The following is an 18,245-nucleotide window of genomic DNA, read 5'->3' as shown; positions in this document are numbered from 1 at the left end:
CCATCGACTTGTTCGCAAGTGCGGGCCGGTGGGGGTGCGCCGCGCAGTTCCCCGCGCCCCTAGGCACGTTCCGTTCACCGGAGGTTGATCGCTGATGCCCGATCCGTACCCGTTCACCGCGCTCGTCGGGCAGGACGATCTGCGGCTCGCTCTCCTGCTCAACGCCGTGTCGCCCGCGGTCGGCGGGGTCCTCGTGCGCGGGGAGAAGGGGACCGCCAAGTCCACCGCCGTGCGCGCCCTGTCCGCGCTGCTGCCCGACGTGGACGTCGTCCCCGGGTGCCGGTTCTCCTGCGCCCCGGGGGCGCCCGACCCCCAGTGCCCGGACGGGCCGCACGAGATCGGGCCCGGTGTGCAGCGGCCGGCGCGGATGGTCGAGCTGCCGGTCGGCGCGTCCGAGGACCGGCTCGTCGGCGCCCTCGACATCGAGCGGGCGCTCGCCGAGGGCGTGAAGGCCTTCGAGCCGGGCCTGCTCGCGGACGCGCACCGCGGCATCCTCTACGTCGACGAGGTCAACCTCCTCCACGACCACCTGGTCGACCTGCTCCTCGACGCCGCCGCCATGGGCGCCTCGTACGTGGAGCGCGAAGGCGTCTCCGTACGGCACGCCGCGCGCTTCCTCCTCGTCGGGACGATGAACCCCGAGGAGGGCGAGCTGCGGCCGCAGCTGCTCGACCGGTTCGGTCTGACCGTCGAGGTCGCCGCGTCCCGGGAGCCGGAGCAGCGCGTGGAGGTCGTCAAGCGGCGCCTCGCCTACGACGACGACCCCGACGGCTTCGCCGCGCGGTTCGCCGCCGAGGAGGCCGGCGTGCGGGAGCGGATCGCCGCCGCGCGGGCCCTGCTGCCCCACGTCCGCCTCGGCGACCAGGCGTTGACGCGGATCGCCGCGACCTGCGCCGCGTTCGAGGTCGACGGCATGCGTGCCGACATCGTGATGGCCAGGACCGCGACCGCGCTCGCCGCGTGGGCCGGGCGCACCGATGTCCTCGCCGAGGACGTCCGGCAGGCCGCGCTGCTCGCGCTGCCGCACCGGCGCCGCCGCAACCCGTTCGACGCGCCGGGCCTCGACGAGGACAAGCTCGACGAGACACTGGACGAGTTCGGCCCCGACGAGCCGGAGACCCCGGACGACGATCCCGAGCCGGACGGCCCCGACGACGGCGGCCCCGATGGTGGTGGCCCCGATGGTGGTGGCCCCGACGGCGGCGGGGGCCTGCCGCCTCAGAACGGGCCCGCGCAGGACACCCCTGAACAGGACACCCCTGACCAGGAAGGACCTGAGCAGGACGCCCCCGGCCCGCAGGACGTCCCCGACTCGCCGGAGGCCCCCGGGGAACCGGCGGCCTCCCCCGCCCCGCGCGGAGCGCAGGAGCAGCGGCCCGTCTCCGCGGGCGAGCCCTTCCGTACGAAGATGCTGAGCGTCCCGGGCCTGGGCGACGGCGCCGCCGGGCGCCGGTCGCGGGCGCGGACCGAGCACGGCCGCACGACCGGGGCCGTCCGCCCCCGGGGCGCGCTGACCAAGCTGCATCTGGCCGCCACCGTGCAGGCGGCGGCCCCGCACCAGCGGGTGCGCGGGCGCTCCGGCCCCGGGCTCGTCGTGCGCCGCGACGACCTGCGGCAGGCGACGCGCGAGGGCCGCGAGGGAAACCTCGTGCTCTTCGTCGTGGACGCCTCCGGGTCGATGGCCGCGCGGCAGCGGATGGGCGCCGTGAAGGGCGCCGTCCTCTCCCTCCTCCTCGACGCGTACCAGCGGCGCGACAAGGTCGGGCTCGTGACGTTCCGCGGGACCGGCGCCGAGGTGGCTCTGCCGCCGACGTCGAGCGTGGACACCGCCGCGGCCCGCCTGGAGACGCTGCCGACCGGCGGGCGTACGCCGCTGGCCGCCGGGCTGCTCACGGCGCACGAGGTGCTGCGCGTGGAGCGGCTGCGGGACCCGGCGCGCCGCCCGCTGATGGTCGTCGTCACCGACGGGCGGGCCACGGGCGGGCCCGAGCCGGTGAAGCTGGCGGGCCGGGCCGCCGGGCTGCACGCGGCGGAGGGCATCGCGTCCGTGGTCGTCGACTGCGAGTCGGGCATGGTCCGGCTCGGGCTCGCCACCCAGCTCGCCGGTCAGCTGGGCGGCACCGCCGTCACGCTCGACGAGCTGCGGGCGGACGCCATCGCCGGGCTCGTCAAGGACGTACAGGGACAAGCACAAGCACCGCACCAGACCCGCAGGAGGGCCGCCTGATGCCGCAGGGACAGCCGAGTGTCGTACCGGACGACGGACTGACGACGCGGCAGCGCCGCAACCGTCCGCTGGTGTTCGTGCACACGGGCGTCGGCAAGGGGAAGTCGACAGCGGCCTTCGGGCTCGCCCTGCGCGCCTGGAACCAGGGGTGGCCGATCGGGGTGTTCCAGTTCGTCAAGTCGGCGAAGTGGAAGGTCGGCGAGGAGAACGCGCTGAAGGTGCTCGGCGCCTCCGGCGAGGGCGGCACCGTCGACTGGCACAAGATGGGCGAGGGCTGGTCCTGGGTCCAGCGCGACGACCAGGCCGACAACGAGGAGAAGGCCCGCGAGGGCTGGGAGCAGGTCAAGCGGGACCTGGCCGCCGAGACGTACAAGCTGTACGTGCTCGACGAGTTCGCCTACCCGCTGCACTGGGGCTGGATCGACGTGGAGGAAGTGGTGGAGGTGTTGCGGGCGCGGCCCGGCACCCAGCACGTCGTCATCACCGGGCGCAACGCCCCGGCCGCGCTCGTCGAGTTCGCCGACCTCGTGACCGACATGTCGAAGGTGAAGCACCCGATGGACACGGGCCAGAAGGGCCAGCGGGGCATCGAGTGGTGACGTCCGCATCCGCCGTACCCCGCCTGGTCGTCGCCGCGCCCGCGTCCGGGTCCGGCAAGACGACCGTGGCCACGGGCCTGATGGCCGCGTTCGCCGAGCGTGGCCTCACCGTGTCGCCGCACAAGGTCGGGCCCGACTACATCGACCCGGGCTACCACGCCCTCGCCACCGGCCGTCCCGGCCGGAACCTGGACGCGTACATGTGCGGCCCCGACCTCGTCGGCCCGCTGTTCGCGCACGGCGCGCAGGGCTGCGACCTCGCCGTCGTCGAAGGCGTGATGGGCCTCTTCGACGGGGTCTCCGGACAGGGCGAACTCGCGTCCACGGCCCACGTCGCCAAGCTGCTCAAGGCGCCGGTCGTGCTCGTCGTCGACGCGTCGTCGCAGTCCCGCTCGGTGGCGGCGCTCGTCCACGGCTTCGCCTCGTTCGACCCGGAGGTCCGGCTCGCGGGCGTCATCCTCAACAAGGTCGGCTCGGACCGCCACGAACAGCTGCTCCGCGAGGCGTTGGAGGAGGTGGGCGTCCCGGTCCACGGGGCGTTGCGCCGGGCCCCGCAAGTGGAGACGCCGTCACGCCACTTGGGCCTGGTGCCGGTGGCCGAGCGAAGCGCCGGGGCGGTGGAGTCGGTACGGGCGGCGGCGCAGATGGTCCGCGAGGGCTGCGACCTGGAGGGCTTGCTGACGCTGGCGAGAACGGCCCCGCCGCTGTCCGCGGAGGGCTGGAATCCAGCTGTCCCAGGGGCGCGGGGAACTGCGCGACCAGCCACAACGCCGCCGCACCCGCCGTCGAAACCAGTGGTGGCAGTGGCAGGAGGCGCGGCCTTCACCTTCTCCTACGCGGAGCACACAGAACTGCTCACGGCGGCAGGCGCCCAGGTGGAGACCTTCGACCCTCTGCACGACGAACACCTCCCCGAGGGCACCACCGGCATCGTCATAGGCGGCGGCTTCCCGGAGGTCTACGCCCCGGAGCTCTCCGCCAACGAACAGCTCCGCAAGGCCGTGGCGGAGCTGGCCCGCACGGGCGCGCCCGTCGTCGCCGAATGCGCGGGCCTCCTGTACCTGGCCAGATCCCTCGACGGCCAGGAGATGTGCGGGGTCCTGGACGCCGACGCCCGGATGACGAAGCGGCTCACGCTCGGCTACCGGGACGCGGTCGCCGTCTCCGACAGCGTGCTGGCCCCGGCGGGGACGCGGCTGCGCGGCCACGAGTTCCACCGCACCGTTCTCGACCCGGGCGCGGGCCCGTCCCCGGCGTGGGGCATGCGCCTTCCCGAACCCCGCGTCGAGGGCTTCGTGCAGCAGGGCGTGCACGCCAGCTATCTGCACACGCACTGGGCGGCGCTGCCGGACATCGCCCGGCGGCTCGTGGACCGGTGCGCCGCGCCGTGACCTCAGCCGGCGAGGCCCACGACGAGCCAGATGAACGCCGCTCCGGCGACCGTGCACAACAGGGTCGAACGGGCCGGGTGGTCGTGGTGGGCCTCGGGCAGGATCTCGGCGGCGGCCAGGTAGAGCAGGACGCCGCCGAAGAAGCCGAGATAGCCGCCGAGCAGTTGCTCCGGAATGGTGAACAGAAGCGTGGAGGCGGCGCCCGCGACGGGCGCCGCCGCATCGGCCAGGAGCATGATCGTCGCCTTGCGGCGGGCGTTCCCGTACAGGCGCGTGATCGTGTACGTGTTGAAGCCGTCGGCGAAGTCGTGGGCGATCACCGCGAGCGCCACGGCGACGCCCATACCGCCGCCCACCTGGAACGCGGCGCCGATCGCGATGCCGTCCATCATGCTGTGCCCGACCATCGCCCCGGCCGCCGTCAGACCCACCTCGGGGACCCGGCCGCCCTCGTGCCCACCGGCGCCGTGGGCCGCCTGGCGCTGGGCGAGGAGGTGTTCGAGGACGTGCGCGGCGAGGAACCCGGCGACGAAGAGCAGCAGCGCCGCGGGCACCCCGAAGACCGGCCCGCCGGCCGCGTCGAGCGCCTCCGGCAGCAGGTCGAGGCCGACGACGCCGAGCATCAGGCCGCCCGCGAGCCCGAGCACCAGATGGCGCCGGTCGGTGACCCTCCTCGCGGTCCAGCCGCCGACCAGGGTCATCACAAAGGCGCCGAGCGCCACGAACACCGCCATGCGCCTTTGCTAACCCATCCGGCACCCCCGGCGCACATCGTGGTGGTCGGGGTCGGCGCCCGCGCCGGGGTCTCCGCCGACGAGATCCTCGGGCTCATCCGCGCCGTCCTCGACGAGGCCGGTGCCGCACCCGGCGACGTCGCCGCCCTCGCCAGCGTCGACGCGAAAGGGCGGGAGCCGGGGCTCGTGGCGGCGGCCGGGGCGCTCGGGGTGCCGCTCATGACGTACGCGGCCGAGGTCCTGGCCGCCGTGCCGGTGCCGCACCCGTCGCGGCGGGTGGCCGGGGCCGCCGGTACGCCGTCGGTCGCGGAGGCGGCGGCGCTCCTCGCCTCCGGGGGCGCGCTGGTCGTGCCCAAGCGGGTGCGGGGCGGGCGGGTCACCTGTGCGGTGGCCGCCGCCGGTCTCCCCCGTCCCCCCGGTATCCCACCTCGTTCTCATCACTAGGAGTCCGTTCCGTGCTCACCCCTGCCCCGGCCCTGCTCGCCGCCCTGGCGCAGAGCGCCGACCGCTTTGCGTCCGGGCGGGACGACGTGGTGGTCCTGCTCGTGGGGCGCGGCTCGACCGACCCCGCGGTGAACGCCGAACTCGTCGCCGCCGCGCGGATGTTGTGGGAGGACGGCGGGTTCGCCGGGGTCGAGCCGGCGTTCGTCTCGGGCGCCTCCCCCGACGTGGTCTCCGGGCTCGACCGGTGTGCGGCGCTCGGGGCGCGCCGGGTCGTCGTGCAGCCGTACGAGGGCGTCGCCCCCGACGACGTACGGGTCCCGGCCCTGGAGTGGGCCGGGGCGCGTACGGGGGTAGAGGTGCGGGTCGGGGCTCCCGCCGCGGCGGCGGGCGGTGCGAGCGGGCCCGATCTGCGCCACCACGGGGACGCCGAGGTCCGCGACGACGGGGAGAAGCTGATCGACCTCGCCGTGAACGTCCGTACCGGCACGCCGCCCCCCTGGCTGCGGGAGCACATCGCCGCGTCCCTGGAGGGGCTCGCCGCCTACCCGGACGGGCGCGCGGCCCGCGCGGCGGTCGCCGCCCGGCACGGGGTGTCCCCGGAGCGGGTGCTGCTCACGGCGGGCGCCGCCGAGGCGTTCGTGCTGCTCGCCCGGGCGCTCGGGGTGCGGCGGCCCGTCGTGGTGCATCCCCAGTTCACGGAGCCGGAGGCGGCGCTCGCCGACGCGGGGCACGTGGTGGGGCGGGTGCTGTTGCCGGAGGCGGACGGGTTCCGGCTCGACGCGGGGCTCGTGCCCGAGGAGGCGGACCTCGTCGTCGTGGGCAATCCGACCAACCCGACGTCCGTCCTGCATCCCGCCGAGGAGATCGTCCGGCTCGCGCGGCCGGGGCGGGTGCTCGTGGTCGACGAGGCGTTCATGGACGCGGTGCCGGGTGAGCGGGAAGCCCTGGCCGGGCGGACCGACGTGCCCGGGCTCGTCGTGCTGCGGAGTCTGACCAAGACGTGGGGGCTCGCGGGGCTCCGGGTCGGGTACGTGCTGGCCGAGCCGGAGATCATCGCGGCGCTGGAGCGGGCGCAGCCGTTGTGGCCCGTGTCCTCGCCCGCGCTTGTCGCTGCGCAGGCGTGTGTGTCCGGGCGGGGTCTTGCCGAGGCGGAGAGCGCGGCTCGGGTGGTTGCCGCGGACCGGGCGTATCTGGTGGGGCTGCTGGAGGGGTTGGCGGAGTTCGGGGTGGAGGTGGCGGGGCCTGCGGCCGGGCCGTTCGTGTTGGTGCGGGTGCCCGGGGCCCGGGTGGTGCGGGAGTTGTTGCGGGGGCGGGGGGTTGCTGTGCGGCGGGGGGATACGTTTCCCGGGCTGGGGGCGGGGTGGGTGCGGGTCGCTGTGCGCGGGCGGGAGGTCAGTGCGGGGTTTGTCGGTGAGTTGCGGGGTGTGCTGAATTCTCTTGCCGAGGGGGGCGGGGGTGGGGCCTTCGCGCCGTGAGGGTGGCGCGTCCGGGCGCCAACCGGCCCGCGCGCCGTGGCTCCTCGCGCCGTTCCCCGCGCCCCTGACCGGGCGCCCCCCGTGAACATCCTCGACTCTCGTCGTGGTTGCTCGCGCCGTTCCCCGCGCCCCTTGCGGGGCGCCCCCCGTGAACATCCTCGACTCTCGTCGTGGTTGCTCGCGCCGTTCCCCGCGCCCCTTACGGGGCGCCCCCGGCGGACATCCTCGACTCTCGTCGTGGTTGCTCGCGCCGTTCCCCGCGCCCCTTACGGGGCGCCCCCCGTGAACATCCTCGACTCTCGTCGTGGCTGGTCGCGCCGTTCCCCGCGCCCCTTGCGGGGCGCCGGGTTGTCGGCGCCCCGTGTTCGGGTTAGGCCCTTGCTCGGTTCCTGCGGGTCATTGCCAGGGCGCCGCCGCCTGCCGCGAGGAGGAGTACCGCGCCGCCCGCGATGTACGGGGTGGCGGAGTTGCCGCCCGTTTCGGCGAGGTCGGCGGGGGGCTCCTCCTTGCCGCCCTGGGGGACGACCGTGTCGGGGGACGGGGTGGAGACCACGGGGGTCTCCTTCTCGGGGGCCGGGGCCTTCGGGGCCTCGCAGGTGGCGCCGGCCAGCGTGACCTCACCGTTGACCTCGGCGACGTTCAGCTTCAAGGGGTTGACCGAGACCTTGAGCTGGAGTGCGGAGGCGGCCGCCGTCCGGGACGTCGTGGAGGTGGAGGAGAGGGCCAGGGAGACCTCGCCGACGCCCGGGACCTTGACCTCCGTCGTGCCGCCCGCCGTCAGCGTGACCTTCTTGCCGAGGACCGTGACGGAGCCCAGCAGATTCGATTCAGCGACCGGCTTCCTACCCGCCTCGCACAGCGCCTTGGACGTGACCTGGTCCACCTCGATGAGGGAGAGCAGGGGAAGGCCGGGCACGTGCACCTTGGCGTGGACGAGCTGGGTGAAGCCCTCCGCCTTCTTCGCGTCGACGGTCGCCCTGGCCTTGGCCACGTCCGCGCGCAGGACGCTGAACGGGCGGCCGTTGTCGACACCGTCCAGGTTCACGGTCAGCGCGGTCTTCTCGGCGCTCGCGGGCGCCTGCACCTCGTTCAGCGCGACCTTGAGGGGGACGTTCACCGTCTTGTTCAGGAGCGAGACGTCCAGGCCCGTGCGGAGCACGACCGCACCGGCCTTGCCGCCGTGGTCGCCCGTGGCGGCGGCGGGACCTGCGGCGGCGAGCGCGGCGGGTCCCGCGGCGAGCACGGTGGCGACGGCCGTCGCGGCGAGGCGGCGGGCGGTCGTGCGCGGGGCGGTGGTGACAGTGGAGCTGGGCATGCTGGTGGGACCCCCAGGAGAGGACAGAACAGAATCAGGACAGGCGATGGTCAGAACGGTTCCCCCCTCGGCGGGCGCGCACAGGGACAGCACGTGCGCCGCCGACGGTGTCGACTGGTCATCGATGAGGGAATCTTTACGCACTGAGAGTGAACGGGCGGCAACCCGGGGTCAGTTCACCCCAACGAGGGGTTTTAGCGCATGTCTTCGAATCTTGGGGCTCGGATGTTCCCTGGTGTCCCCCTGATGTCACCCGAGCCGCTCACCCGCCCCGCGTACGCCGTTGACAGCGCGGGCGCGGCGAAGTGGTGTGCAACGAGCCGCCGCCCGTGCAGGTAACGCTGCGTCAACTCAGCGCGGACGACGCCCTGGTGGCTCAGCCGACCACCCTGCCCCGCAGCACGATCCTCCGTGGAGCCGCCAGCACCCGTACGTCCTGTCGCGGGTCCGACGCGTACACCACCAGGTCCGCCGGGGCGCCCTCCTCCAGGGCCGGGCGGCCGAGCCAGGCGCGGGCTCCCCAGGCGGTGGCCGAGAGGGCCTCGACCGGGGGGATGCCGGCCTTCACGAGTTCGGCGACCTCGCCCGCGACGAGGCCGTGGGCGAGGGAGCCGCCCGCGTCCGTGCCGACGTAGACCGGGATGCCCGCGTCGTAGGCGTCGCGCACCGTGTCGTAGCGGCGGTCGTAAAGCCGGCGCATATGGGCCGACCAGCGCGGGAACTTCGCCTCGCCGCCCTTGGCCAGGTCCGGGAACGTGGCGATGTTGACCAGGGTCGGGACGATCGCGACGCCGCGTTCGGCGAAGAGCGGGATCAGGTCCTCGGTGAGGCCCGTCGCGTGCTCGATGCAGTCGATGCCCGCCTCGACGAGGTCGCGCAGCGAGTCCTCGGCGAAGCAGTGGGCGGTGACGCGGGCGCCGAGCCGGTGCGCCTCGCCGATGGCCGACTCGACGGCGCCGCGCGGCCAGCAGGCGCCGAGGTCGCCGGTGGAGCGGTCGATCCAGTCGCCGACGAGCTTGACCCAGCCGTCGCCGCGCCGGGCCTCCTGGGCGACGTAGGCGGTGAGGTCCCCGGGTTCGATCTCGTGGGCGTAGTTGCGGATGTAGCGGCGGGTGCGGGCGATGTGCCGGCCCGCGCGGATGATCTTCGGCAGGTCCTCGCGGTCGTCGATCCAGCGGGTGTCGGAGGGCGAGCCCGCGTCGCGCAGGAGCAGGGTGCCGTGGTCGCGGTCGGTCAGGGCCTGTTTCTCGGCGGTCCCGGCGGGGACGGGCCCGTGCGCGTCGAGGCCGACGTGGCAGTGCGCGTCGACCAGGCCGGGCAGGGTCCAGCCGTGGACCGTGGTCATGTCCGGGCCCGGGGTGCGCGGGCGGTCGTAGGTGATCCGGCCGTCGACCACCCAGAGTTCGTCGCGTACGTCATCGGGTCCGGCCAGGACCCGTCCGGTCACGTGCAGCGCCCCCGCCGGGCTCGGCTCACTCATGCGCGAAGCCTATGAGGCGGGTGGGTACGCTCGACAGCGGCATCCGTCCGAACCCGTGAGCGAAGAAGGCACCACCGTGACGCATCCGTTTCTCGATCTGGCCCCCCTGAGCGCCGAGCATTTCGCCGCCGTCGAGGACCGTGTGGCCCGTCTCCTGGAGACCTCCCAGGACGTCGTGATCATGCAGGGTGAGGCGCTGCTCCCCCTTGAGGGCGCGATCCGCGGAGTCGCCGGGCCCGGCACCGTCGCCCTCAACGTGATCACGGGCCCGTACGGGCAGACCTTCGGCGACTGGCTGCGCGACTGCGGGGCCACCGTGCACGACCTGGCGGTGCCCTTCCACACGGCGGTGACGGCCGCGCAGATCCGGGAGGCGTTCGCCGCGCACCCCGACATCGACTTCGTCTCCCTCGTGCACGCGGAGGCCGCGACCGGCAACACCAACCCCGTCGCCGAGATCGGCGAGGTGGTGCGCGAGCACGGCGCCCTGTTCTACCTGGACGCGGTGGCGTCGATCGCGGCCGAGCCGGTGCTGCCGGACGCCTGGGGCGTCGATCTGTGCGTGATCGGCGCGCAGAAGGCGATGGGCGGCCCGGCCGGGGTCTCGGCCGTGTCGGTGAGCGCGCGCGCCTGGGCACGGATGGCCGCGAACCCGCAGGCGCCGCGCCACTCCTACCTGTCGCTGCTCGACTGGAAGCAGCGCTGGATCGACGGCGGCCGCAAGGCGCTGCTGCACGCGCCCGCGCAGTTGGAGATGCTCGCGCTCGAAGCGTGCGTGGAGCGGATCGAGAGCGAGGGCCTCGACGCCCTGATGGCCCGTCACGCGAGTGCGGCGGCGACGACCCGGGCCGGAACGCTGGCCCTGGGCGGCGGACTGGAGCCGTACGTGCACGAGGCGCGGGACGCCGCGCCGGTCGCCACGACGCTGCGGGCGCCCGCCGGGACGGACGCGCGTGAGCTGGTCGCGAAGGCGCTCGCGGTCGATCCGGTGCTGCCGCTGGTGGCGGGCGGCGGCGCGCTCGCGCAGGAGATGATCCGGGTCAACCACTACGGTCCGCAGGCCACGCGCGGTGTCGTGCAGTCCTCGCTGGCCGCGCTCGGCGGGGCGCTCGCGGAGGCGGGGTCCGCGGTGGACCTGGAGGGTGCGCGGAAGGCCGTCGCCGCTGCCTGGGCCTGACGCCCGCGCTGCCGAAGATCGGAATACCAGCAATTCCGCCGTCCACAAAGTGGCGCCGCCCATTCCGGGCGGCGCTTTTCTTTATCTTCCGCAAGAACTACTGAACTACATTCTTCCGCTTATTATCGGAGCAGCCTTCCGTACTGCTTCTGCCCGGATCACTCGAGGGTAAACACTAAGATTTCAACAACGCGGGACGACGCGAATCGGACACCCTCCGACCGGACGGAACGGTGTGACGTACTCCACACGTGCGGCGTTATGTCCCATATGGACACGGCAAATCGGTATATTTCTCCGTCCACTCATGCGCGTGCTCACCTGCGCGCGATAACACAGATCGCCGCGCCACGTAACCCCGCGCCCAGATGCAATCGTAGAAATTGCTGGGTAAATTCAATTTGCATGACCGCCGTACAAGCGAAATTCCGACTCGACCAGCCCGGCGTGGCCGACGGTGCCGCGATCTGGCGTATCGCACGTGACTCCAAGGTTCTCGACCTCAACTCCTCGTACAGCTATCTGCTCTGGTGCCGTGACTTCGCCGCCACCTCTGCCGTCGCACGGGACGAGGACGGCGAGGTCGCCGGGTTCGTCACCGGGTACACACGGCCGGACCGACCGGGCACTCTGGTCGTATGGCAGATAGCCGTGGATTCCGCCCACCGCGGGCACGGTCTGGCCGGCGAACTCCTGGACGGTCTCGCCGCCAAGGTCATCGCCGAGCGGCAGGTCACCACCGTCGAGACGACGATCACACCCGACAACGAGGCGTCGCAGGCGCTGTTCCGCTCCTTCGCCCGCAGGCACGGGGCCGGCGTGGAGCGCACCGTCCTGTTCGACGCCGGGCTCTTCCCCGACGACGGGCACCTGCCGGAAGAGCTGTACCGGATCGGGCCGCTCGCACCGGCCGCCCCGCCGGCCACCGCCTAGCCGGCCCGGCACGGCCCCACAAGCCGAAGCCATTCAAGCCAACCCCCCGCTACTCCCCTCCCAAGAGGAGCTTTCGCTGTGACCATCACCCAGCCGGACCTGAGCGTCTTCGAGACCCTTGAGTCGGAGGTGCGCAGCTACTGCCGCGGCTGGCCCACCATCTTCGACCGGGCCCACGGCAGCCGTATGTACGACGAGGACGGCCACGAGTACCTGGACTTCTTCGCGGGCGCCGGGTCGCTCAACTACGGCCACAACAACCCCGTGCTGAAACGCGCGCTCATCGACTACCTGGAGCGCGACGGCGTCACGCACGGCCTGGACATGTCGACGACGGCGAAGCGCAACTTCCTGGAGTCCTTCCAGAACATCATCCTGCGCCCGCGCGACCTGCCCTACAAGGTCATGTTCCCGGGCCCGACGGGCACCAACGCCGTCGAGTCCGCGCTGAAGCTGGCCCGCAAGGTCAAGGGCCGCGAGTCGATCGTGTCCTTCACCAACGCCTTCCACGGCATGTCGCTCGGCTCGCTCGCGGTGACCGGCAACGCGTTCAAGCGGGCCGGCGCGGGCATCCCGCTGGTCCACGGCACGCCCATGCCGTTCGACAACTACCTGGACGGGCAGACCCCGGACTTCATCTGGTTCGAGCGGCTCCTCGCCGACCAGGGCTCCGGCCTGAACCAGCCCGCCGCCGTCATCGTCGAGACGGTGCAGGGCGAGGGCGGCATCAACGTGGCCCGCGCCGAGTGGCTGCGCAAGCTCGCCGACGTGTGCGAGCGCTGGGACATGCTGCTCATCGTCGACGACATCCAGATGGGCTGCGGCCGCACCGGTGCCTTCTTCTCCTTCGAGGAGGCGGGCATCGTCCCGGACATCGTCACCGTCTCGAAGTCCATCAGCGGGTACGGACTCCCCATGTCCCTGTGCCTGTTCAAGCCGGAGCACGACGTCTGGGAGCCCGGCGAGCACAACGGCACGTTCCGCGGCAACAACCCCGCGTTCGTCACGGCCGCCGCCGCCCTGGAGACGTACTGGACCGACGGTCCGGCCATGGAGAAGCAGACGCTCGCCCGCGGCCAGCAGATCGAGGAGGCCCTCGGCGCGCTGCGCGACGAGTTCCGCGACGAGACCGTGCAGTACCGCGGCCGCGGCCTCGTGTGGGGCCTGGAATTCCGCGACAAGGAGCGGGCCGGCAAGGTCGCCAAGCGCGCCTTCGAACTCGGCCTGCTGATCGAGACCTCCGGCCCGAACAGCGAGGTCGTCAAGCTCCTCCCGGCGCTGACGATCACGCCCGACGAGCTGGAAGAGGGGCTGCGCACGCTCACCAGGGCCGTGCGCGAGACCGCCTGACATCCCTCAGGGAACGCAACAAGGAAAGGCAGCGACACACCGTGATTGTCCGTTCGTTCAAGGAGATCGAGAACACCGACCGGCACGTGAAGTCGGCGTCCGGCACGTGGGAGACCAAGCGCATCGTCCTCGCCAAGGAGAAGGTCGGCTTCTCCCTGCACGAGACGATTCTCTACGCGGGTACGGAGACGAAGATGTGGTACAAGAACCACATCGAGGCCGTACTCTGCGTCGAGGGCGAGGCCGAGCTCACCAACGAGGAGACCGGCGAGAAGCACTGGATCGAGCCGGGCACCATGTACCTCCTGAACGGCCACGAGCACCACACGCTGCGCCCCAAGACGGACTTCCGCTGCGTGTGCGTGTTCAATCCGCCCGTGACCGGGCGGGAGGACCACGACGAGCACGGCGCCTACCCGCTGCTGACCGAGGACGAGGAGGCCTGATCCCCATGACCGCCATCTCTGCGGACCACGGCATCGCCGATCTGTACCCGACCCGCGGCACCTCGGAGGTGGCCACCCCGCGCGTCGACCCGGTCGTCTGGTCGGCGCCGGGGGCGCGGGGCCCGATCCGCGAGTCGGACCTCGCGGGCTTCGAGCGGGACGGCTTCCTCGCCATCGACGAGCTGGTCGGCCCGGACGAGATCGGGACCTACCAGGCCGAACTCCAGCGGCTGATCACCGATCCGTCGATCAAGGCCGACGAGCGTTCCATCGTCGAGCCGAAGTCGCAGGACGTGCGCTCGGTCTTCGAGGTGCACAAGATCAGCGAGGTGTTCGCGAACCTGGTGCGCGACGAGCGCGTCGTGGGCCGTGCGCGGCAGATCCTCGGCTCGGACGTCTACGTCCACCAGTCGCGGATCAACGTCAAGCCCGGCTTCGGGGCGAGTGGCTTCTACTGGCACTCGGACTTCGAGACCTGGCACGCCGAGGACGGCCTCGCGAACATGCGGACGGTGTCCGTCTCCATCGCCCTGACGGAGAACTACGACACCAACGGCGGCCTCATGATCATGCCGGGGTCGCACAAGACGTTCCTCGGCTGCGCGGGCGAGACGCCGGAGGACAACTACAAGAAGTCGCTGCAGATGCAGGACGCGGGCATCCCCTCCAACGAGGCGCTGTCCAAGTTCGCCGACGCGCACGGCATCAAGCTGTTCACCGGCAAGGCGGGCTCGGCCACCTGGTTCGACTGCAACGCCATGCACGGTTCGGGCGACAACATCACGCCCTATCCGCGCTCGAACGTCTTCATCGTGTTCAACAGCGTGGAGAACACGGCGGTGGAGCCGTTCGCGGCGCCCGTACGCCGCCCCGAGTTCATCGGGGCGCGGGACTTCACCCCGGTGAGGTAGCGCGCGTACGCACACGAGTGGGGCGGGACCGCTGGCCGGTCCCGCCCCACTCGTGTTCACAGCCAGGCGAGCCGGGCCGCTTCGTCGAGGACGGCGTGCACGGCCCGGTCGTCGCCCCGGGCGGCCATGGGGACGGTGTGCGGGGCGACGCGGCCGCCGATGAGGAGGCAGAAGTCGACGGCTTCCAGGGCGAGTTCGGCGCGGATCGGCTCACCCTCCGCGCCGAGGACCCACTCCGTGGAGCGGTCGGCGTCGGTGACGGTGAGGGCGACGGGCTCGGCGGCCGTGCCGAGCGCGATCCCGAGGATGCGGACGCCGAGCCGCACCAGGCGCCACAGGTGGGCGGCGGGCGGCGGGGGCACCGGGCGGCCCAGGGCGCGTCCGATGTCGTCGGCGTGGATCCACGCCTCGAAGCCCCGGACCAGGAAGTGGTCGGCGACCGGCAGCCGCGCCCCGACCAGCTCCGCGGGCAGCGCGGCGACCTCGGGGTCGTGCGCGGCCGGGGTCGCGAGCAGCGCCGCGGCCTGCGCGCGCCAGGTGGCGACGGTGGCATGCGGGGCACGGCCCCGCTCGTGGGCGATGACCCGGTGCGTGCGGGTGGCCCAGGCCGTGCGCCAGCCGGTGCCGTCCGGCGCGGCCGGTCCCTGCGGCGGCTCGTTGGCCGGAAGCCCCAGGTGGACGGCGAGGTGCTCGTCGGCGGCGATGAGGTGGGCGACGGTGTCCTGCACCGTCCAGTCGTGGACGACGGGCGTCCGCCAGACGTCCGGGTCCGGCGCGGCGTCGGGCTCGGGGTCGAGTTCGGCGAGGAGCGCCTGGAGCGCGGCGACGGCGGCGGCGTACGGCTCGGCGTGCGGGGCGGTGCGGGGCACGGCGGGGCGGGCGGCGAGGACGCGGGCCAGGAGGTCGTCGCCCGCGCCGGGCGGGGCGGTGTCGGGGTTCTCCATCGGGCCGTCCAGCAGTCGTACGGTCTCCCGCAGCCGTTCCGCCTCCGCCGCGCACTCCGGGCACTGTGCGAGGTGTCCGGGGACGGCGCGCTCCTCGTCGGCGGGCAGGGCGTGGACGGCCCAGGCGCCGAGGAGGTCGCAGACCGCCGCGTGGTCGTAGGCGTCGGTCGCCATCACGCGCTCCTTTCCCTGGCCGGGTCCGGCGGGTCGGCCAGGGTCTCGGCCAGCCGGTGCAGGGCCGTGCGCAGCCGGGTCTTCGCGGTGCCCTCGGGGATGCCGAGCTCGGCCGCCGCCTGACGGTACGTCCGTCCGGCGAAGTACGCCAAGTGGACCACCTGCCGCTGGTGCAGGGGGAGTTCGGCGAGGGCGGAGTGGAGCAGGAGGGCGCGTTCGCGGTCCACGACCCGCTCGTCGGGGCCCGGGTCCTGCGCCGGGATCGCGTGCAGGACCTCGTCGTCGGCGGCGGCCGCCTTGCGGTGCCTGGCCTCGCTGCGCACCCAGTCGACGGCGCGGCGGTGGGCCAGCATCGTCAGCCAGGTGCGCAGGGTGCCGCGGCGTGCGTCGTAGGCGTAGGGCCGGGCCCACAGGTGGGCGAAGACCTCCTGGGCGACGTCGTCGGCGGCCCCGGTCTGGCGGGTCACCCGGACCGCGACCGCCCGCACGAGCCCGCCGTAGGCGGCGTACACCTCGGCGAGCGCGGCCTCGTCGCCGTAGACCAGCCGCCGGTGCAGCTCGGCGTCGGCCGTCGGTCCTGTCCCGTGCTTGCGGGCCACCGGCACCACCACCTCGTCCCTGCCTTCCTAGCGTCCGGCGGGCCCGCGCGCCAGACGGTGCGGAACGGCGGTGGCGAGGGGTGGTCAGTGGGACAGAGCGGCAAGGAGCAGGTCGACGTCCTCGGTCGTGTTGTAGAGGTGGAAGGCGGCCCGCAGGTTGCCCGCACGGTTGGCGACCTCGAAGCCGTCCGCCCGCAACTGAGCCTGCTTGGCGCCCAGTTGAGGCACGGCGACGATCGGGGAGCCGGGCGAGGGGACCGGCGCGTGGCCGAGGTCGGCGAGGCCCGCGCGGAAGCGGTCGGCGAGCGCCAGGTCGTGCGCGCGGACGGCGTCCGTGCCCACCTCCTCGACGAGGGCGAGGGACTGGCGGGCGGCGGTGTACGAGAGGAGGCTCGGCGCCACGTCGAACCGGCGTCCGGAGCGGGCGGGTTCGGTGACGGGGCCGTAGCAGCTGTCCATGGGGATCTCGCCGGAGACGTAGCCGCCGAAGACCGGGCGCAGCTCGTCCGGGTCCTCGGGGCCGACGAAGAAGGCGGTGCCGCGCGGGCAGCCGAGCCACTTGTAGGCGACGGCGGAAAGATAGTCGGCGTCCAGCTCCTGCGGCGGGAGCCAGCCCGCGGCCTGCGAGGCGTCGATGTAGAGGCGGGCGCCGTGGGCACGGGTCGCCTCGCGCAGCGCGGCAAGGTCGGCGACGCGGCCGTCGGCGGACTGCACCGCGCTGACGGCGACGAGTGCGGTGTCGGGGCCGACCGACTCGGCGATCTCGTCCAGCGGGACGACGCGGACCTTGAGGTCGCCCCGGACGTGGAACGGGTTGACGGTGGAGCTGAAGTCGCTCTCCGCCGTGAGGACCTCGGCGCCCGGCGGCAGCGACGCGGCGACCAGGCCGCCGTAGACCGCGACGGACGCGCCGGCCGCGACCCGGCCCACCGGGGCCCCGACTATCCGCCCGAAGGAGGCGCGGGCCTCCTCCACGTCGGCGAACAGGGCGTCGAGGGGGCGGCCCGCCGCCATGGTGTCGACGGCGATGCGCACCGCGTCGGCCGCCCGCGCGGGCAGCACCCCGAAAGCGGCGGTGTTCAGGTAGGTGCTGTCCGGGTGGTACTGGGCGCGGACGAGGTCGAGGTCGAGCGCGGGCTCCGGGGGGAGGTCCAGGACGGGGACGTCCACGAGGGCGTCGACGGGGGTGCCGGGCTGCTGATCGTCAGTGGTCTGCATGACCTCACTGTGCCCGAGCGGGTGGGCGGCCACGCGCTCATTTCGGGCAGCTCGACGCGCCCCCGGCTCAGCCCCGCGCGCCCGTCGCCCGGCCCCGCGCGCCCGTCGCTCAGCTCTGCGGGACCGCGCAGCCGTCAGGGCCGCACGCGTCGCCGCCCTGCGCGCTGTCGATCACGGTCAGCGGGGAGCGGCTGTCCCACGCCTGGGTGAGGGCCTGGGTGAAGACCTCGGCGGGCTGGGCGCCGGAGACGCCGAACTTGCGGTCGAGGACGAAGAAGGGCACGCCGGTCGCGCCCAGGGCGGCGGCCTCCCGCTCGTCGGCGCGGACCTCGTCGGCGTACCGGTCCGGGTCGGCGAGGACCGCGCGGACCTCGGCCTCGTCGAGCCCGGCGGCGACGGCCAGGCGCACGACGTGCTCCTCGTCGGCGAAGACGGAGCCCTCCTCGGCGAAGTTGCCGCGGTACAGGGCGTCGATCATGGCGTCCTGGACGCCCTTCTCGTGCGCGAGGTGGAGCAGGCGGTGCAGGTCGAAGCTGTTGCCGTAGTCGCGGCCCTCGGTGAGGTAGGGCAGGCCGAGCGCCTGCGCCTGCTGCCCGAGCCCCTGCTCGTTGGCGGCGGCCTGCGCCTCGCTGATGCCGTACTTCTCGGCGATGTGCGGCACGACGAGGCCGGTGTCGCCCTTGGCGATGGTGGGGTCGAGCTCGAAGGACCGGTGCACGACCTCGACCTGGTCCTTGTGCGGGAAGGCGTCGAGGGCCTGCTCGAACCGGGACTTGCCGATGTAGCAGAACGGGCAGTTGATGTCGGTCCAGATCTCGACGCGCATGG

The 18,245-nt window shown here is 73.2% G+C and carries 17 protein-coding genes and 1 pseudogene; 11 read left to right on the top strand and 7 right to left on the bottom strand.

The annotated features are described in order from the left end of the window. Positions 1 to 94 precede the first annotated feature (94 nt). The 3 genes from C1N81_RS33835 to C1N81_RS33825 are packed head-to-tail and all read left to right on the top strand — an operon-like array spanning position 95 to position 4,217. Positions 95 to 2,227, top strand: a complete 2,133-nt coding sequence (locus tag C1N81_RS33835) for a putative cobaltochelatase (RefSeq protein ID WP_394435115.1) — start codon at positions 95 to 97, stop codon at positions 2,225 to 2,227. Continuing rightward, positions 2,227 to 2,826 (top strand): cob(I)yrinic acid a,c-diamide adenosyltransferase, encoded by a 600-nt coding sequence (gene cobO, locus C1N81_RS33830; protein ID WP_394435114.1) that lies wholly within the window; start codon positions 2,227 to 2,229, stop codon positions 2,824 to 2,826. Before C1N81_RS33835 ends, cobO begins: the two co-directional genes overlap by 1 nt. Continuing rightward, the gene (locus tag C1N81_RS33825; RefSeq protein WP_394435113.1) at positions 2,820 to 4,217 is read left to right on the top strand and encodes a cobyrinate a,c-diamide synthase; all 1,398 of its coding nucleotides are present in this window, start codon (positions 2,820 to 2,822) and stop codon (positions 4,215 to 4,217) included. The genes cobO and C1N81_RS33825 overlap by 7 nt, the downstream gene beginning before the upstream one ends. Before the next feature lie 2 nt (positions 4,218 to 4,219). Here the strand turns inward: C1N81_RS33825 and C1N81_RS33820 are convergent, their stop codons facing one another. Next, entirely contained in the window at positions 4,220 to 4,951 is a 732-nt protein-coding gene (locus tag C1N81_RS33820) for a ZIP family metal transporter (protein WP_394435112.1), read from the bottom strand. Between the two features lie 6 nt (positions 4,952 to 4,957). Here C1N81_RS33820 and C1N81_RS33815 point away from each other — a divergent pair, with 6 nt between their 5' ends. The 3 genes and pseudogenes from C1N81_RS33815 to cobC all read left to right on the top strand — a co-directional run bounded on the left by C1N81_RS33815 (position 4,958) and on the right by cobC (position 6,870). Beyond that, positions 4,958 to 5,395, top strand: coding sequence for a cobalamin biosynthesis protein (locus C1N81_RS33815; protein WP_394435111.1), 438 nt, complete (start codon positions 4,958 to 4,960; stop codon positions 5,393 to 5,395). 158 nt (positions 5,396 to 5,553) lie between these two features. After that, positions 5,554 to 5,622, top strand: a pseudogene (locus C1N81_RS33810) (hypothetical protein); the annotation flags it as partial. Positions 5,623 to 5,751: 129 nt separating this feature from the next. Beyond that, positions 5,752 to 6,870, top strand: a complete 1,119-nt coding sequence (gene cobC, locus C1N81_RS33805) for an Rv2231c family pyridoxal phosphate-dependent protein CobC (RefSeq protein WP_394438402.1) — start codon at positions 5,752 to 5,754, stop codon at positions 6,868 to 6,870. 370 nt (positions 6,871 to 7,240) lie between these two features. On the opposite strand, the gene C1N81_RS33800 is transcribed toward cobC, so the two are convergent. Further along, the gene (locus C1N81_RS33800; protein WP_394435110.1) at positions 7,241 to 8,185 is read right to left on the bottom strand and encodes an SCO1860 family LAETG-anchored protein; all 945 of its coding nucleotides are present in this window, start codon (positions 8,183 to 8,185) and stop codon (positions 7,241 to 7,243) included. Between the two features lie 376 nt (positions 8,186 to 8,561). Further along, entirely contained in the window at positions 8,562 to 9,665 is a 1,104-nt protein-coding gene (locus C1N81_RS33795; RefSeq protein WP_394435109.1) for an amidohydrolase family protein, read from the bottom strand. Between the two features lie 76 nt (positions 9,666 to 9,741). Here C1N81_RS33795 and C1N81_RS33790 point away from each other — a divergent pair, with 76 nt between their 5' ends. The 5 genes from C1N81_RS33790 to thpD all read left to right on the top strand — a co-directional run bounded on the left by C1N81_RS33790 (position 9,742) and on the right by thpD (position 14,482). Continuing rightward, on the top strand, positions 9,742 to 10,842 hold the full coding sequence (locus tag C1N81_RS33790) for a pyridoxal-phosphate-dependent aminotransferase family protein (protein ID WP_394435108.1): 1,101 nt from the start codon (positions 9,742 to 9,744) through the stop codon (positions 10,840 to 10,842). 405 nt (positions 10,843 to 11,247) lie between these two features. Further along, complete coding sequence (ectA, locus tag C1N81_RS33785) at positions 11,248 to 11,775, top strand: diaminobutyrate acetyltransferase (RefSeq protein ID WP_394435107.1); 528 nt, start codon at positions 11,248 to 11,250, stop codon at positions 11,773 to 11,775. 78 nt (positions 11,776 to 11,853) lie between these two features. Further along, a complete protein-coding gene (gene ectB, locus C1N81_RS33780) occupies positions 11,854 to 13,125 on the top strand; it encodes a diaminobutyrate--2-oxoglutarate transaminase (protein ID WP_394435106.1) in 1,272 nt (423 codons plus the stop codon). A 41-nt stretch (positions 13,126 to 13,166) separates the two neighbouring features. Continuing rightward, entirely contained in the window at positions 13,167 to 13,571 is a 405-nt protein-coding gene (locus tag C1N81_RS33775) for an ectoine synthase (RefSeq protein ID WP_394435105.1), read from the top strand. 5 nt (positions 13,572 to 13,576) lie between these two features. Continuing rightward, entirely contained in the window at positions 13,577 to 14,482 is a 906-nt protein-coding gene (thpD, locus tag C1N81_RS33770; RefSeq protein WP_394435104.1) for an ectoine hydroxylase, read from the top strand. A gap of 56 nt (positions 14,483 to 14,538) precedes the next feature. Here the strand turns inward: thpD and C1N81_RS33765 are convergent, their stop codons facing one another. From C1N81_RS33765 to C1N81_RS33750, 4 genes are all read right to left on the bottom strand, one after another. After that, the gene (locus C1N81_RS33765) at positions 14,539 to 15,600 is read right to left on the bottom strand and encodes a maleylpyruvate isomerase family mycothiol-dependent enzyme (RefSeq protein WP_394435103.1); all 1,062 of its coding nucleotides are present in this window, start codon (positions 15,598 to 15,600) and stop codon (positions 14,539 to 14,541) included. Further along, a complete protein-coding gene (locus C1N81_RS33760; RefSeq protein WP_394435102.1) occupies positions 15,600 to 16,211 on the bottom strand; it encodes a sigma-70 family RNA polymerase sigma factor in 612 nt (203 codons plus the stop codon). The genes C1N81_RS33765 and C1N81_RS33760 overlap by 1 nt, the downstream gene beginning before the upstream one ends. Before the next feature lie 72 nt (positions 16,212 to 16,283). After that, complete coding sequence (locus C1N81_RS33755; RefSeq protein WP_394435101.1) at positions 16,284 to 17,417, bottom strand: aminotransferase class V-fold PLP-dependent enzyme; 1,134 nt, start codon at positions 17,415 to 17,417, stop codon at positions 16,284 to 16,286. 109 nt (positions 17,418 to 17,526) lie between these two features. After that, positions 17,527 to 18,243: a DsbA family oxidoreductase gene (locus C1N81_RS33750; protein ID WP_394435100.1), complete on the bottom strand. Its 717-nt coding sequence runs from the start codon at positions 18,241 to 18,243 to the stop codon at positions 17,527 to 17,529. Positions 18,244 to 18,245: the final 2 nt, after the last annotated feature.

Source organism: Streptomyces sp. SGAir0957, assembly GCF_043523415.1.
Note: the sequence above shows the minus strand (reverse complement) of the source record. Positions and strands in the feature narration are given on the sequence as shown.

Bases quoted from the DNA above. Each gene is read 5' to 3' on its own strand.
- cobO (WP_394435114.1), top strand. From the start codon at position 2,227: ATGCCGCAGGGACAGCCGAGTGTCGTACCGGACGACGGACTGACGACG.
- thpD (WP_394435104.1), top strand. From the start codon at position 13,577: ATGACCGCCATCTCTGCGGACCACGGCATCGCCGATCTGTACCCGACC.
- C1N81_RS33755 (WP_394435101.1), bottom strand. From the start codon at position 17,417: ATGCAGACCACTGACGATCAGCAGCCCGGCACCCCCGTCGACGCCCTC.
- C1N81_RS33800 (WP_394435110.1), bottom strand. From the start codon at position 8,185: ATGCCCAGCTCCACTGTCACCACCGCCCCGCGCACGACCGCCCGCCGC.
- C1N81_RS33795 (WP_394435109.1), bottom strand. From the start codon at position 9,665: ATGAGTGAGCCGAGCCCGGCGGGGGCGCTGCACGTGACCGGACGGGTC.
- C1N81_RS33765 (WP_394435103.1), bottom strand. From the start codon at position 15,600: ATGGCGACCGACGCCTACGACCACGCGGCGGTCTGCGACCTCCTCGGC.
- C1N81_RS33750 (WP_394435100.1), bottom strand. From the start codon at position 18,243: ATGCGCGTCGAGATCTGGACCGACATCAACTGCCCGTTCTGCTACATC.
- ectA (WP_394435107.1), top strand. From the start codon at position 11,248: ATGACCGCCGTACAAGCGAAATTCCGACTCGACCAGCCCGGCGTGGCC.
- C1N81_RS33835 (WP_394435115.1), top strand. From the start codon at position 95: ATGCCCGATCCGTACCCGTTCACCGCGCTCGTCGGGCAGGACGATCTG.
- C1N81_RS33820 (WP_394435112.1), bottom strand. From the start codon at position 4,951: ATGGCGGTGTTCGTGGCGCTCGGCGCCTTTGTGATGACCCTGGTCGGC.